Raw genomic sequence first — 14,615 nt, forward strand, 5'->3', positions numbered from 1 at the left:
CGCGTCGTCCTTCTAGTGAACTCAACGGCAACGACGAAGGACGGACACCATGGAATCCCGCATCAACCTTTTCACGAACCCGGTCGCTGGCAGCTTCGTCAAACGACTCACCATGGCTTCCAAAGTGATCAGCGACTCCACTCTGCCCGCCGCCACCCATGAGCTGGTGAAGATCCGCGCCAGCCAGATCAACGGCTGTGGCTACTGCACCGACATGCACACCAAGGATGCCGCGCACGCGGGCGAAACCGCGCTGCGACTCAACCTGGTCGCCGCGTGGCCCGAGGCCACCGTCTTCACCGAAGCGGAGCGGGCCGCGCTGGCGCTCACCGAGGAAGCCACCCGGATCGGCGACGGTCGCGCGGTCAGCGACGAGGTGTGGCAGGAGGTGCGCAAACACTATGACGATGACCAGATCTCGGCTTTGATCGCCGCCATCGCGACGATCAACGCCTGGAACCGGATGAACGTCATCGCCCGCACGCCGGCGGGGGACTACGAGCCCGGCCAGTGGGGGTGAGCGGGACCGCCACAGCCGAGCGTGCCGTCCGGCACCATGCGTTCATCGCATGGTGCCGGACTGGTACTCTGCCTGACGTGCAGCGTGTCTATTTCTGGTTTAGCTTTGGCAAGCCGGCCCTGGGTGGGCTGGTCTGCGGCGACCACATGCGCTGACGACATTCCACCCCGAGCCGGACGATGGACCGGCTCGACGGGTTTGATGTCCGTGGGTCGGCCCCGAGAAAAGGAACCCACGACATGACAACCGCAGCTGACGTCGACGCGCGGCATTCCGATCTGGATGATCAACGCACTCTGAGCATCAGCCCGCTGCGTTCGCCCGCCGAGGTACGCCGGGTCCACCCGATCACCGACGCGCTCGCGGACACCGTGCGCGCGGGACGCAAGGCCACCGTCGACGTGCTGAACGGTGCCGACGACCGTCTCATGGTGATCGTCGGCCCCTGCTCCGTGCACGATCCCGCCGCCGCGCTGGACTACGCACGTCGCCTGGCCGCCCTCGCCGCCGAGTTCGACGATCGTCTGCACGTGGTGATGCGGGTCTACTTCGAGAAGCCACGCACCACCTTGGGCTGGAAGGGACTGATCAACGACCCGCATCTGGACGGCTCGTTCGACGTCAACACCGGACTCGGCTTCGGCCGCAAGCTGCTGGTCGACATCACCGCGCTCGGACTTCCGGTGGCCTGTGAGTTCCTGGATCCGATCACCCCGCAGTACATCGCGGATCTGGTGTCCTACGGCGCGATCGGCGCCCGCACCGCGGCCAGCCAGGTGCACCGCCAGCTCAGCAGCGCGCTGTCGATGCCGGTCGGCATCAAGAACGGCACCGACGGCGACGTCCAAGTGGCGGTGGACGGCGTACGTGCCGCGGCGGCCAGCCATGTGTTCCCCGGCACCGACCTCGATGGTCGCTCGGCGCTGATCCGTACCACCGGCAATCCGGACTGCCACGTGATTCTGCGCGGTGGCAGCACCGGACCCAACTACGACGCGGCTTCGGTAGCCGAGGCATGCGCTCGGCTGGAGAAGTCGGCGTTGCCACAGCGGCTCGTGGTGGACGCCAGCCACGGCAACAGCAACAAAGACCACAACAAGCAAGTCGACGTAGTCACCGATCTCGCGGGGCGGCTGGCGGCGGGCACACCCGGCGTGGTCGGTGTGATGCTGGAGAGTTTCCTGGTCGCGGGTCGACAGGATCTGACGCTCGGTCATGCGGACGAGCTGATCTACGGGCAGTCCATCACCGACGCGTGCCTGGACTGGGACACCACAGCCGGTCAGCTGGAGCGGCTGGCCGACGCGGTGCGGCGACGGCGCGAGGGCTGATATTTCCGCGTCCCGCGCAGGTGTCGACGCGCACCGGGTGCGCGGGACGCGGAGGGTTACTCGGCGAGCCGATCGCGTCGGGCGTGACGGCGCGCGTCGAAACGGCGTCGATCAGGTGCTCGGCGCGTCGGTCTCTCGCCGGTTTCGGACCGATTGGTTTCGCTGCGATGGCTGCGGTGTAACCGTGGGATGGCGGTGGTCGAACTCGACGGGCCAGCCCATTGCCGGTCCGGGTGGGTCGGTGGCCAGCCGAGCGGCGTGCCAGTGGTCGTGGCGCTCACCGCGCTGCACGCCGCCCAGGCGCGACCTACCCTCGTATCGGAATCCGGCTCGCCGCGCGACCGCCGCCGAGGCATAGTTGCCGACGATCGCGCGCCAGCTGATCCGGGTCAGGTGCAGGCCATCGGTGTGGAAACCGAAGCCGCAGACCAGGTCCACGGCTTGGGTCGTCAGGCCGCGGGAACGGTGTGCCGGGCTGAGCCAGAACCCGATCTCGGCCGCGCTCTTGTCGTTCTCGGCGAGGCTGATCATTCCGATGACCGGTCCGTCGACCCGCACCCGCATCGCCCAGGTCGGGCTGCGGCCCGCCCAGCCGGGGTCGACGATGTCCGTGATGAAGGTTTCGGCGTTCGCTCGCTCGTACGGAACCGGGACGGTCGTCCATTTCCCGATGGATGGTTCCCGGCAGCATTCGGTGATTGTGTCGATGTCGTTCGTCGTCGGCGCCGACAACCAGACCGTTCCGTTCGACAGCACGCAGTGATCCATCTCGTCATGCTGGCACGGAGCAGGCCGTCGGAGCATCCGGATTTCGCTCCGCTCGACCGCTGGTACCGCACGGGGACGGTTCTTCCGCTGACCGTAGACTGCGCGGTGATGGTTGCCTCGCTGCTTTCCGACCTGTTCGAATCACACCGGGCTCATCTGCTCTCGGTCGCCTATCGGCTGACGGGCAGTGTCAGCGACGCCGAGGACGCCGTCCAGGAGAGCTGGTTGCGTCTGGCTGGTGCGCGCCAGTCCGAGATCGAGGATCTGCGGGCCTGGCTGACCACCGTGGTGAGTCGGATCTGTCTGGACCGCTTGCGCAGCGCGGCCGTCCGCCGAGAACGCTATGTGGGGCAGTGGCTGCCGGAACCCGTGGTCACCGCCCGGGGTCCGTCGAGTGCGCCGGACCCGCTGGAGACCGTGGTCCGCAAGCAGGAGTGCCGGTTCGCGGCGTTGGTCGTGCTGGACGGCCTCACGCCGCCACAGCGGGTCGCCTTCGTGCTGCACGAGGGGCTTTCGGTGCCGTTCGACGAGATCGCCGATGTTCTCGGCGTGTCCGCCGACGCGGCACGGCAGCTCGCGGTGCGGGCGCGCAAGGCCGTGGCGCACACTCCCGCGCCGGTGTCGGACGCCGAGCACGACACCGCGGTGCAACGCTTCCTCATCGCGCTGAGCGCCGGTGACGTGCACGCGGTCGCCGCGGCGCTGCATCCGGATTCGGTGATGATCGGCGACGCGAACGGAACTACCGCCACCGCGGTCAACATTCTGCACGGCTCGGATCCGATCGCCCGCTTCTTCCTTGGGTTGGTACGCAAGTACGGATTGACCGAGGACCTGTCGTCTGCCTACGAGTTCGCGTCGGTCAATGGGCAACTCGGCCTGGTTGTCGCCGCGCGTCCCGCGCAGGAAGGCAAGGCGGGATTCCCGGCGCGGGCGATCGGGTTCACTGTGCGTGACGGATTGGTCTGGGGCACCTACGACCTCGCCAACCCCGCCAAGTTGAGCGGCGTTCGGCTGGGCTGAGCCAGGCTTGCCGAGCGGGCGGGCAGGGCACCGGTTCGGCGCAGGCGTACCGGGCTTGATTCCGGATCGTGGTTCGAGAAGTTGAGGATCAAGGTCGCTTGTGACCGATAACGGCGAGGCTCGCGTGTGCGAGGGGAAGGCAATTCTGGAGGTAGAGCGCCAGGTAAAATGTGAAACATAGCTTTCCGCTATTTTATGGCAATCAAATTGGCCGCTGGCATAATCTCCGAATATGCCCTCGCAACCCCCGACCGTTGCCCGCCTGCGCCCCTTCGCCTCAACGATCTTCGCCGAGATGACCGAGCTCGCCGTCCGATACGACGCGGTCAACCTGGGCCAGGGATTTCCGGACACCGACGGACCGACGGGCATGCTCGACATCGCCCGGCGCGCGATCGCCGACGGCCTCAATCAGTACCCGCCGGGCCGCGGCATGCCGGTCCTGCGCCAAGCCGTCGCCGCCGACCGGGCTCGACGCTATGGGACCGAGTACGACCCGGACTCCCAGGTGTTGGTGACGGTCGGCGCGACCGAGGCGATCAGCGCCGCAGTGCTCGGCCTGGTCGAGCCCGGTCAGGAAGTCGCGCTGATCGAGCCGTACTACGACAGCTACGCTGCCGCGGTCGCCTTGGCCGGCGCGCGGCGGCGCACGGCCAGGTTGGTCGCCGATGGCGACCGGTTCGTGCTCGACCTGGACAGTCTGCGCGCCGCGATCACGCCGGCGACCCGAATGCTCATCGTCAATTCGCCGCACAACCCGACCGGTACCGTGCTGGGGCGCGCCGATCTACAGGCGATCGCCGACATCGCCCGCGAGCGCGACATTCTGGTGCTCACCGACGAGGTCTACGAGCACCTGGTCTATGACGGCGCCGAGCACATCAGCCTGGCGACCCTGCCTGGCATGGCCGAGCGGACCATTGTGGTGTCCAGTGCGGCAAAGACGTTCAGCGTCACCGGGTGGAAGACCGGTTGGGCCTGTGGTCCAGCCGATCTGATCGACGGTGTGCTCGCGGCCAAACAGTTTCTGACCTTCGTCGCCGGCGGCCCGTTCCAGCCGGCGGTCGCGCACGCGATCAACCATGAGCTCGATTGGGTCGTCCGGCTACGGGATTCGTTGTCCGAGCGGCGGCTGCGCCTTTCGGCCGCCCTCGCCGACACCGGTCTCGGCGTGAAGGCCAGCGCGGGCGGCTATTTCGTCTGCGCGGACATCAGCCCGCTCGGCGCCGCCGACGGTCTCGCCTACTGCCGGGAGCTGCCGAAGCGACTTGGTGTCGCGGCGGTTCCGGTGAGCGTTTTCGCCGACGACGCGGCCGCGTGGAGTCACCTGGTGCGTTTCACGTTCTGCAAGCGCGACGAGACGCTCGACGAAGGAGTGCGCCGACTCCGCGCCGGCGCCCGCCTCGGTTGATGCATCGAACCTGCCGGGCCCACCGGACGACGAGCGATAGCGGTCGAGACCGCTTCCCCGCGCTACGCCACTCGTCCGGTCACGCGGGACTGGGTCGGGCGCGGTCCGTGGCGAGGAGGACGGCGATGGTACCGAGGACGGTGCCCATGAGATATCGCTGGGTGCGCAGCCAGAGCGGCCGGCCGGTGAGAAAAGTGGCGAGGCCCCCTGCGCCGAGCACGATCAATCCATTCCCGGTCAGGGCGACCGCGATCTGTACTGATCCCAAGCAAAGGCTCTGCAACCAGACCCGGCCGTGCTCGGGCGTCACGAACTGCGGGATCAGCGCCATGTACATGATCGCGATCTTCGGGTTCAGCACGTTGGTGACCAATCCCATGGTGAAAAGCCGCCGAGGCGGATCGGCGGGTAGCGCCGTGGGCGCGAACACCGAAACTCCGCCCGCCCGCACCGCTTGCCAGGCCAGCCAGCCCAAGTACCCGGCGCCGGCCAGCTTCACCACCAGATATAGCCCCGGCACCACCGCGAATACCGCGGTGATCCCCGCGGTGGCCGCGGCCAGGTACACCCCGAATCCGGCTGCCACCCCACCGAGCGACACCAATCCCGCCCGCCGCCCCTGCGACACGGTCCGCGACACCAGATACATCATGTTCGGCCCGGGCGTGAGCACCATCCCCAATGCCGCCGCCGACACCCCCGCCACCGCCGCCATCTCGATCATGCTCCGATCCTCACCCGAAGCGCGCGCCGCTGTCTCGGTCCAGTTGACGGTCGCTGGCCACGCGCTACGGCGTGCGCGGCGCACGGCTCGGGAAGACACCAGTCCCCTGCGGTGTTGCATACGGTCGCTGCCCGAACCAGGCACCGCCATTGCAGAACCGCCGGTCACCTGCGGGGTTGTCGGTGGGGTCGGGGAGAATGGCCGGCGAGCCGATAGGAGGAGTGGCTGTGAACGACGGTCCGCTGATTGTGCAGAGTGACAAGACGCTGCTGCTGGAGGTCGACCACGAGTTGGCCGGCGCGGCGCGACAGGCGATCGCCCCCTTCGCCGAGTTGGAGCGCGCACCGGAGCATGTGCACACCTATCGGGTGACACCGCTGGCGCTGTGGAATGCGCGGGCGGCGGGGCATGACGCCGAGCAGGTGGTGGACGCGCTGGTCAGTTTCTCCCGGTACGCGGTGCCGCAGCCGTTGCTTGTCGACGTCGTGGACACCATGGCGCGATACGGCAGGTTGCAGCTGGTCAAGCATCCCGCCCACGGCCTGACGCTGGTCAGCCTCGATCGTGCGGTGCTGGAGGAGGTGCTTCGGCACAAGAAGATCGCCCCCATGCTCGGCGCGCGCGTCGATGACGACACGGTGGTGATACATCCGTCCGAGCGTGGTCGAATCAAGCAGACGTTGCTGAAGATCGGCTGGCCGGCGGAGGACCTCGCGGGCTACGTCGACGGCGAGGCGCACGCGATCGAACTCGACTACACCGACGACAAATGGCATCTGCGCGACTATCAGGAGATGGCCGCGGACTCGTTCTGGGCGGGTGGCTCGGGCGTAGTCGTGCTGCCCTGTGGCGCGGGCAAGACAATGGTCGGCGCCGCGGCCATGGCGCGGGCGAAGGCGACCACGCTGATCCTGGTCACCAATACGGTGGCGGGCCGGCAGTGGCGCCGCGAGCTGCTCGCGCGCACCTCGCTGACCGAGGACGAGATCGGCGAGTACTCCGGCGAACGCAAGGAGATCCGCCCGGTCACCATCGCCACCTATCAGGTGATCACCCGCCGCACCAAGGGTGAGTACCGGCACTTGGAACTGTTCGACAGTCGCGACTGGGGCCTGGTCATCTACGACGAGGTCCATCTGCTGCCTGCCCCGGTCTTCCGGATGACGGCCGATCTGCAATCTCGTCGCCGCCTCGGTCTGACCGCGACCCTGGTGCGCGAGGACGGTCGCGAGGGAGACGTGTTCTCGCTGATCGGCCCGAAGCGTTACGACGCGCCGTGGAAGGACATCGAGGCCCAGGGCTGGATCGCGCCGGCCGAGTGCATCGAGGTGCGGGTCACACTGACCGACGCCGAGCGGATGACCTATGCGACCGCCGAGCCGGAGGAACGCTACAAGTTGTGCTCCACCGCGCACACGAAAATCGCCGTGGTGGAGTCGATCCTGGCCAAGCATCAGGATGCGCCGAGCCTGGTCATCGGCGCCTACCTGGAGCAGCTGGAGGAGTTGGGGGCCGCGCTCGACGCCCCGGTGATCCAGGGCTCGACGAAGACCAGAGAACGCGAAGAGCTTTTCGAGTCGTTCCGGCGCGGTGAGATACCGGTGCTGGTGGTGAGCAAGGTCGCCAACTTCTCCATCGATTTGCCGGAAGCTTCGGTGGCCGTGCAGGTTTCGGGCACCTTCGGTTCGCGTCAGGAGGAGGCGCAGCGCCTCGGCAGGCTGCTGCGTCCGAAGCACGACGGCGGCCAAGCCCATTTCTACTCGGTGGTCGCGCGCGACACCCTCGACGCCGAATATGCCGCGCATCGTCAGCGTTTTCTGGCCGAACAGGGGTACGCGTACCGCATCACCGACGCCGACGACTTGTTGGGACCGGCCCTCGGATAAGTGGAGGCAATTCCTCCGAAAACTGTGCTAGTAATAGGGATGTGCGACGCTTCGAGTTTCCGCTCGACCGCGAACATGCCCACGCGGTCAACGAAGTCTTCGCCGACCTCCGACGACTGCGCGTGATGGCGATCGCCGCGGCAGTCGTCGCGGCTACCGGTGCGGCTTATCTGATCTGGTTGAACCATCCGTGGGCGTATCTGCTCGCGGTCGCCTTCGCGCTGGGTGCGGCAACCGCACTGTGGGTGGCACTGTGGACGCCGAGGCATTCCGCCATCGACAAGCTCTACACCGATGGTGAGCTTGTGCCCGCGGTGATTTCGGAGACCTCCCCGACCGGTGTCCTGCTGCTTGCCCTTGTCGATATCTCCGCGCCTGAGGCAACTTCCCCGCGCTACGCCCTGGTAACCAGGAAGGTCCGCGCAGTGCCCGGTCATCAAGCGGAGGTGGGGGAGCGGGTGCCCTCGGTCGCCGTGCGCACCGACTGGGCGCCGCGGCAGGCAGGTGAGCGCTGGCAGTCGGTGAGCGCCATGCCGATCGCGTGGGGGACCACGGACGGTTCGGTCATCGACCGCGCCCGCGCCGCTATCGGCGAAGGCGAATGGCGGCTGCTCACCGACAACCTCGCGCTGGCCGCAAAAGTACGGCGCACCGCGACCAAACGGTTGTTGCTCGACCCGGACCAGCTGCCCGGCGACCTCGGCTCCTGAATTCGGCTGCGCCGGCCGGTGTGCGCATAGGCTCGCAGGATGGTTCCAGTGTCCGCCTTGCTGCCCTTCATCGCCGCAGCGCTCGTCATCATTATCGTGCCAGGGCCGGGCGTGCTGTTCACCATCGGTCGCGCGCTCACGCTCGGCCGGCGGGCGGCGCTGCTGTCGGTGCTCGGGCACAGCGCGGGCGTCTATCTCGCCCTGATCCTGGTCGCGATCGGTGTCGGCACACTACTCGCGGCGTCGGCGCTGGCGCTCACCGTGGTCAAGTTCGCCGGCGCGCTGTATCTGATGTATCTGGGAATCCAGGCGATCCGTGAGCGTAAGACGTTGCATGCGGCGCTGGGCGCCCCGGTCGAACCCACTCCGCATACGCGGGTGCTGCGCCAGAGCGCGGTCGTAGGACTCACCAACCCGAAGGCGATCGTCTTCTTCTCCGCCGTGCTCCCGCATTTCGTGGACCCGGCCGCAGGCTCGATGCCCGTGCAGTTCCTGATTCTCGGCACGATCTTCCTGGCCATGGCGATCGTCTCCGACAGCACCTGGGCGCTCCTGGCCGCCTCCGCGAGGTCGTGGTTCGCGCAGTCACCCCGCAGGCTCGAGGCGGTGGGTGGCGCGGGCGGCACGATGATCCTCGGCGTCGGCGCGTCGGTGGCGCTCACCGGAAGCGGCGACTGACGCGACTACCATCCAGCACGGCCGGTACCTGAGGTAACGACAAGTTTCGGGCGAAAGGGTGGTCGTCGAATGAGGTTGTCCGGCTGGATGTGCGCGGCGGTCGCGGGTGCCTGCATCGGGGTGTGCTCCGTGCCCGCGAACGCCGATCCGTTCGCGGACCCCTTCGTCGGCGCTCCCGGCCTCGGCGACCCGTACTACCCGATGGACGGCAACGGCGGCTACGACGTAGGCCACTACGACGTCAGCATCGACTATGACCCGCCCAGCCGCTGGCTCACCGGCACCACCCGGATCGAGGCGACCGCCGGCCAGACGCTGCGCACGTTCAACCTCGACTTCGCCGGGCCGCAGGTGCAGATGGTATCGGTGAACCATTTGCCCGCGGCGTTCATCCGCAACGGCGAGCACGAGTTGACCGTGGTGCCGCTGCTTCCGTTGCTTCCCGGCCTTCCGTTCACCATCACCGTCGATTACGCGGGTCCGGCGATGGATTCCGAGGGAGCGGGCTGGACCATTTCCCCCAGCGGCGGCGCGTTCGTCGCGGGTGAGCCGCATTCGGCGACGACCTGGTATCCGCTCAACGACACGCCCCAGGACAAGGCCACCTTCGCGCTGCACGCCGCCGTCCCCGCGGAATGGGAGGTGATGTCCAACGGGGTGCGGACCGACGATGTGCTGCACGGCGACAAACGAATCGTCAGCTGGGCGATGACCGAACCGGTGGCCGGCTATCTGACCACCGTCGCGATCGACCGGTTCAGTTATCTCGAGCAGCGTCGTGCTGACGGGACTCCGCTGCTGAGCGCGTTCGCGCCGAACGCGGAAGGAAACAGGGAGACCGAGCAGCGGCTGCCGGAAATCCTCGACTTCGCTGAAACGCTGTACGGCCCCTACCCCTTCGAGGCTGCGGGCGGTATCTATGTTGACGCCGACCTCGAGTTCTCGCTGGAAACCCAGACCCGTCCGATCTACGCGCCGTGGACCGATCTACAGACCGTGGTGCACGAGATCGCACATCAGTGGTGGGGTGATTGGGTGTCGGTGCGCCACTGGTCGGACATCTGCCTCAACGAGTGCTTCGCCAGCTACACCGCCGACTACCTCTGGCCGGAGCGGATGGAGGACAAGAATGTCGATGATCAATACCGCAGGACCATCCAGAAGTACCGTGACGACCCGAAGTTCTGGAACATTCCGCTGGAAAACCCCGGCGTCGGACAAGTATTCACCTCCGTGTACTACCGGGGCCCGCTGTTCCTGCACGCGCTGCGCAAGCAGATCGGCGACGAGGTCTTCTTCGGCGCCGTCCGCGACTTCCTGGCCGCGCACGCCTTCGGCAATACCTCGATGCCGGAGTTACGTGAATTCATCCAGTCTCGGGCGCGGACCGATCTGACCGGCTTCTTCGACGCGTGGCTGAACCGAACCGCACCGCCGCCGGAGGAATACCTGTTTCCAGAAAGTCTGCGCAGCTGAAGCTCGGCAACGGCTATCGTCCGTCGAGGCGCTGGCGAGCCCGCGCCACCCGGCGTTCGGCCCGATCCAGCTGTCGCTCGGCGGTGTGCAGCCGGTCCTTCGCCGACCGCTCGGTTGCCCTGCTGAACTGCCGCTGCTGTTCGGCGTGCGCGAGCTGGTCGTGCAACGCGGTAATCCTGGTTTCGACGTCGAGCAGCCGTCGGGATGCGTCATCCAGCTGCGCTCGTGCCGAAACACTCGCTGCGCGGGCCGATTCGAGCGCTTCCACCGCGTCCTCCAGTTCTTTGCGCTGGGTGCCCTCCGGCTGCGGTTTCGGTGCGACGTGCTCGGTCGGCGCGGCTACGGCGGCCAGGTTCGGTCCGTCCGGCCCGAAGCCCGCGTAGGTCGCCGCCGTGGCGAGCGTTCCGGTGTGCACCCGTTCGGCCACTTCGGGGTCGGCCAGCGCCGCCGTCAACGTCTGCCCGACCTCGCGCAATACGCTGTCGCTGACCGGGTGCCCGCGCTCGGCTGCCAACGCACTCGCCTTCTTGGCCAGCGCGTTGACCAGTTGCTGTCGCTGAGCGGTCAGGTCGCGCAACTGGCCGGCGGACAGTTCCCGCTGCGCCGCGGCCAACGCCGCGCCCAGTTGTAGCAGTGCGTTCACATCGTCGGGCGCGGCGCGGGCGAGCAGGTTCGTGGTCCAGGCGGACAGGGTGGGTTTGCGTAGCTTGCCGACAGCGGCAGCGAGCTCCTTGTCGCCTGCCTGCTTGGCCGTTTCGATCCGGGCGGTGCGCGCCGCCATGAACTGCGCGGGCGTCAGCCCGTACAGCTCACCCGCGACGTCCTCGAGCGTCATGCTGATCGAGCGTAATGACTCGGCCGCGCGGATCGACCGAACCCCTGGATCCGGCGAATGTCCACCTCGAACGAAATGCGAAAACCCGAAAACGATTGCCGGTGACTACGCGAGGTTTCGATTGTCGGCGGGTCCGCGTCGCACCGATCTGCTGCTCATGGAGGCGATGGCCCCGCACGTACGGCGGGGGTGCCGCGCGCGAAGCTGATGCGGCCGCCATGGTGCTGCGGGTATCCTCACCGCGTTCACGAGTCCGTGAACGCGTTCGGTGAGAGAGGTTTTCAGGTGAAGTTTCCAGGAGCGAGGCTGCTGGCACGGATTGTGCTTGCCCTCGTCGCGGTGGCCGCGGTGGCGGTCACGCTGGCCGGCTGTTCGTTGGTCGAGGACGCAAGCAAGTCGGATACGGCCAAGGCCGCGGTCGGCGACTGCATCAACGTCATCGAGAGTTCGGCGGTCGATTCCAAGACCGAGCCGGTCGACTGCTCGTCCGACAACGCGGTGTACAAGGTCGCGCAGTCCTATGACAAGAAGACCGAGTGTGCGGCCGACTACACCTCGTACGAGGAGATGCTCGGCGGCGGTACCACCGCGTTCCTGTGCCTCGCGCCGAACTTCAAAGAAGGTAACTGCTACAACGAGAGCCGCGTGTCCGGATACAAGCACGTGGACTGCGGTTCATCGGAGGCGACTTTCCGCGTGCTGAAGCGGATTGATGGTAAGGCCGACGAATTGCTGTGCGGTGAGGACGCTACCGGCTTCCATCTCATCGAGGAGGACCCCAAGGCCACCTTCTGCACTGGCAAACCGAAGGCCTGATCACTCCAGCAGGGCAACCGACGCGATCCGGTGCAGCGTGAAGTGCCGCACCGCACCGGTCACCGGATCCAGCGCGTCCAGTTGCCCGTTGCCCACTTTCAACGGTTCCACCACCCGCTGCGTCGCGACGCCTTGGGCGTCCACGTAGCCGATGTTCACCGACCGCCGCACCCGCGCCGCCAGCTGAAGCAGGGCGAGGGTCGCGGCGGTATTGGTGCGGGTGCCATCCGGACGCACCGACTGACCGGAGCGGGCGCTCGCGGCACGTTCGCCCGCGCGCAGTTCCGTCACGAGCGACTCCAGCTGTTCGGCGCTGGGTGGCGCCGGTCGATACGGTTGTCTGGCGCCGGGTCGAACCGCGATCCGCGCGCCGCGCGGGCGCAGGTCGACGATCGTTCCCGCCGAGTCTTCGCCCGCGGGCGCGAAGCCGGCTGCCCGCAGTTGTTCCAGCAGTTCACCGAGCGGCGCGTGCGCGATCGCGACGGTCGGGGCGATAGCCCGCAACGCCAACGCGCTGGCCACCGGTGCGGACAACACTTGAGCGAGCAGCGCGGGGTCATCGCTGCGGACGAACGACTGCGCCATGCCCGCCCGCAGCTGGCCGTGCCGTCTGGCGACATCGTCGATCAAGTAGGTCAGGGCCTGCGGGATCGGTGTCCGGGAATGCCTCGCGAACACGCCGTGCAGTTCGGCCGCGGTCAGCCCGGCATCGAGGGCGCGGCGCACGGAGGTCTCGCCGATCCGGTACACCGTTGCCGCACCCGCGGACTCGACGTCGGCGACCAGCGCGATCCGCTGCTGGAGGTCTGTTGTCAGCGGGCCGGGCGCGATCACCGTCAGATCCGCTTGGACCAGTACGTGATCCACCGGTGCGGGCAGCGCCGCCTCCATTTCGGCCTCGGCATCGGCCGTGCTGGTCGCCGCGTGGTGCAGCAGCGCCCGCGCCGCCGAGCCGAGTGCGCCTCGGCCGATGAAACCGAGCGCGGCCGCTTCCGCCATCGTCTGCTCGACCACCTCCGGCCGGAAGTGCCTGCGCCAGCGGGGTCGGCGCCAGGCAAGTACCCGGCCGACGTCGGCCGGGTTCAGCGCGGTGCCCGAGGGGTATTCCGCGAGCAAGCGCAGAATCGCGCGCCGGTCGCGGGGCGCGTGCGGGGTACGCAGTTCCTGCGAAAGGGCAGCCAGCGGTTTGTCGTTGTCGTCGCGCATGCCGATCATCCACGGCATGCGGTCCAGGTCGAGCCAGGCGCGGGCGAGCGCGGCCCACCGGCGGGCGGGCGGCGCCTCCAGCCAGGCGTCGACACCGCGCGTGGGTGCCCAGAAATCGTCGGTCGCGTCGAATACCGGTGGTGGGTCCGGCATCCCTTTCTCCAGGAGTTTCGCCGACGCCAGCAGTTCGACCAGCAAGCCGGCCCTCGGCTCGTCGACGCCGATCTGCTTGGCGATTCGGCGCAGTTCCCGCACGCCGAGGCCACCCGCGCGAAGGGCAGGCGCCGGTGCCTGTCCGAGCACCTCCAGCACCCCGGCGCAGTGCCGTAGCAGCTCGCCCACCTCGCCCGCGGCGACCGCATTCACCTCGGCGGGGGTGTGCTTGGTCGAGTGCGGGTGTGGCGGGGTGAGCGCATGCGGATGGGTGACCGGTTCCCGGCGCAGCACTTGGCCGACCGTGACGGGAAGTTCGACGGTCTCGTCATCGACCCAGCGCAGCAGCCTGCGCGCAAGTAGGCGTTGGATGGGGCGTTCGGGCGGGGTGTCCGGCGCGGCGTCCCTGGTGCGGCCACGGGGGCCTGTCGTGGCCAGCTTGTCGAGCAGGGCGCGTTCGGCGGGGGGCAGGTCGGGAAGAGCGGCAACTACCTCGGGCTCGGTCAACGCGTCGGGGATCTCGGTCGCGCTGCCGATCGGCCACGGGAGCGCTTCGGCGGCCGTCGGAACGAGGTGCAGTTCGTCGTCGACGGTCCAGACCAGTGCGCGAGCGAGCAGGCGCTCGAGCGCGTCATCGATCGCGGCGGAAGGCACCCGATCACTCAGTTGCATGTGCAGCTGAGTGTTGGCCAGCGGCGGGTCATCGCGGTCGGTGCGCGTCTTGCCGTGCACCGCAAGAGTTTCCAGAATGGCGAGTTCGAGCGTATTCAGGTCTTCGGTGGCACGCAGCACCGACGCGCGCTGTGCGGCGCGGGCGGCAAGCACCGCCATCGAGGAAGGCAGTGGTACAGCCAGGTCGGGCCGCAGTTGCAGCAGTGTAACCAGCTGGGCATCAGTGCGGGCGCCGAGCCATCCGGCTAGGGAGTCGGTCGCGGTCATCTCCTCCACCCTACGATGCCGGGGGCCGGGTGATCGGATCCGTCACCTACCGACTTGTTTCGTCAGTACAGGGGTAACTCGCGGGGAGCGCCCGAACTCAGCTGACCAGTCGACAGCCAGTCCGCAACGATACTCGTCA

At 67.8% G+C, this 14,615-nt stretch carries 13 protein-coding genes; 9 read left to right on the forward strand and 4 right to left on the reverse strand.

Going from position 1 to position 14,615, the window contains the following annotated elements:
• Positions 1-49: 49 nt before the first annotated feature.
• Positions 50-520 carry a carboxymuconolactone decarboxylase family protein gene (locus tag AB0C34_RS12990; RefSeq protein WP_357070740.1) on the forward strand — a complete coding sequence of 157 codons (471 nt, stop codon included), beginning with the start codon at positions 50-52 and terminating at the stop codon, positions 518-520.
• Between the two features lie 239 nt (positions 521-759).
• Positions 760-1,851 carry a 3-deoxy-7-phosphoheptulonate synthase gene (locus AB0C34_RS12995; protein ID WP_357070743.1) on the forward strand — a complete coding sequence of 364 codons (1,092 nt, stop codon included), beginning with the start codon at positions 760-762 and terminating at the stop codon, positions 1,849-1,851.
• Between the two features lie 111 nt (positions 1,852-1,962).
• On the opposite strand, the gene AB0C34_RS13000 is transcribed toward AB0C34_RS12995, so the two are convergent.
• Positions 1,963-2,619, reverse strand: coding sequence for a GNAT family N-acetyltransferase (locus tag AB0C34_RS13000; protein ID WP_357070746.1), 657 nt, complete (start codon positions 2,617-2,619; stop codon positions 1,963-1,965).
• A 108-nt stretch (positions 2,620-2,727) separates the two neighbouring features.
• On the opposite strand from AB0C34_RS13000, the gene AB0C34_RS13005 reads away from it, so the two are divergent.
• Both AB0C34_RS13005 and AB0C34_RS13010 read left to right on the forward strand, forming a co-directional pair.
• Entirely contained in the window at positions 2,728-3,642 is a 915-nt protein-coding gene (locus AB0C34_RS13005; protein ID WP_357071351.1) for a sigma-70 family RNA polymerase sigma factor, read from the forward strand.
• A 232-nt stretch (positions 3,643-3,874) separates the two neighbouring features.
• On the forward strand, positions 3,875-5,053 hold the full coding sequence (locus tag AB0C34_RS13010) for a pyridoxal phosphate-dependent aminotransferase (RefSeq protein ID WP_357070749.1): 1,179 nt from the start codon (positions 3,875-3,877) through the stop codon (positions 5,051-5,053).
• 79 nt (positions 5,054-5,132) lie between these two features.
• Here the strand turns inward: AB0C34_RS13010 and AB0C34_RS13015 are convergent, their stop codons facing one another.
• Positions 5,133-5,777 carry a LysE family translocator gene (locus tag AB0C34_RS13015; RefSeq protein WP_357070752.1) on the reverse strand — a complete coding sequence of 215 codons (645 nt, stop codon included), beginning with the start codon at positions 5,775-5,777 and terminating at the stop codon, positions 5,133-5,135.
• Between the two features lie 227 nt (positions 5,778-6,004).
• Here AB0C34_RS13015 and AB0C34_RS13020 point away from each other — a divergent pair, with 227 nt between their 5' ends.
• The 4 genes from AB0C34_RS13020 to AB0C34_RS13035 all read left to right on the forward strand — a co-directional run bounded on the left by AB0C34_RS13020 (position 6,005) and on the right by AB0C34_RS13035 (position 10,527).
• The gene (locus AB0C34_RS13020) at positions 6,005-7,663 is read left to right on the forward strand and encodes a DNA repair helicase XPB (RefSeq protein ID WP_357070755.1); all 1,659 of its coding nucleotides are present in this window, start codon (positions 6,005-6,007) and stop codon (positions 7,661-7,663) included.
• Positions 7,664-7,704: 41 nt separating this feature from the next.
• Entirely contained in the window at positions 7,705-8,373 is a 669-nt protein-coding gene (locus tag AB0C34_RS13025; RefSeq protein WP_357070758.1) for a DUF3239 domain-containing protein, read from the forward strand.
• 39 nt (positions 8,374-8,412) lie between these two features.
• A complete protein-coding gene (locus AB0C34_RS13030; protein ID WP_357070761.1) occupies positions 8,413-9,051 on the forward strand; it encodes a LysE family translocator in 639 nt (212 codons plus the stop codon).
• Positions 9,052-9,180: 129 nt separating this feature from the next.
• On the forward strand, positions 9,181-10,527 hold the full coding sequence (locus AB0C34_RS13035; protein ID WP_357070764.1) for a M1 family metallopeptidase: 1,347 nt from the start codon (positions 9,181-9,183) through the stop codon (positions 10,525-10,527).
• Between the two features lie 13 nt (positions 10,528-10,540).
• On the opposite strand, the gene AB0C34_RS13040 is transcribed toward AB0C34_RS13035, so the two are convergent.
• A complete protein-coding gene (locus tag AB0C34_RS13040) occupies positions 10,541-11,362 on the reverse strand; it encodes a hypothetical protein (RefSeq protein WP_357070767.1) in 822 nt (273 codons plus the stop codon).
• A gap of 285 nt (positions 11,363-11,647) precedes the next feature.
• On the opposite strand from AB0C34_RS13040, the gene AB0C34_RS13045 reads away from it, so the two are divergent.
• The gene (locus AB0C34_RS13045; protein ID WP_357070770.1) at positions 11,648-12,178 is read left to right on the forward strand and encodes a hypothetical protein; all 531 of its coding nucleotides are present in this window, start codon (positions 11,648-11,650) and stop codon (positions 12,176-12,178) included.
• Here AB0C34_RS13045 and AB0C34_RS13050 read toward each other — a convergent pair whose 3' ends face one another.
• On the reverse strand, positions 12,179-14,476 hold the full coding sequence (locus AB0C34_RS13050; protein WP_357070773.1) for a helicase-associated domain-containing protein: 2,298 nt from the start codon (positions 14,474-14,476) through the stop codon (positions 12,179-12,181).
• Positions 14,477-14,615 lie beyond the last annotated feature (139 nt).

The organism is Nocardia sp. NPDC049220, assembly GCF_040647855.1.
GTDB lineage: Bacteria > Actinomycetota > Actinomycetes > Mycobacteriales > Mycobacteriaceae > Nocardia.

What these genes read in the sequence shown, in the direction of transcription:
- AB0C34_RS13005 (WP_357071351.1), top strand. Translation starts at nt 2,728, where the DNA reads ATGGTTGCCTCGCTGCTTTCCGACCTGTTCGAATCACACCGGGCTCAT.
- AB0C34_RS13040 (WP_357070767.1), bottom strand. Translation starts at nt 11,362, where the DNA reads ATGACGCTCGAGGACGTCGCGGGTGAGCTGTACGGGCTGACGCCCGCG.
- AB0C34_RS13000 (WP_357070746.1), bottom strand. Translation starts at nt 2,619, where the DNA reads ATGGATCACTGCGTGCTGTCGAACGGAACGGTCTGGTTGTCGGCGCCG.
- AB0C34_RS13050 (WP_357070773.1), bottom strand. Translation starts at nt 14,476, where the DNA reads ATGACCGCGACCGACTCCCTAGCCGGATGGCTCGGCGCCCGCACTGAT.
- AB0C34_RS13030 (WP_357070761.1), top strand. Translation starts at nt 8,413, where the DNA reads ATGGTTCCAGTGTCCGCCTTGCTGCCCTTCATCGCCGCAGCGCTCGTC.
- AB0C34_RS13010 (WP_357070749.1), top strand. Translation starts at nt 3,875, where the DNA reads ATGCCCTCGCAACCCCCGACCGTTGCCCGCCTGCGCCCCTTCGCCTCA.
- AB0C34_RS12990 (WP_357070740.1), top strand. Translation starts at nt 50, where the DNA reads ATGGAATCCCGCATCAACCTTTTCACGAACCCGGTCGCTGGCAGCTTC.
- AB0C34_RS12995 (WP_357070743.1), top strand. Translation starts at nt 760, where the DNA reads ATGACAACCGCAGCTGACGTCGACGCGCGGCATTCCGATCTGGATGAT.
- AB0C34_RS13015 (WP_357070752.1), bottom strand. Translation starts at nt 5,777, where the DNA reads ATGATCGAGATGGCGGCGGTGGCGGGGGTGTCGGCGGCGGCATTGGGG.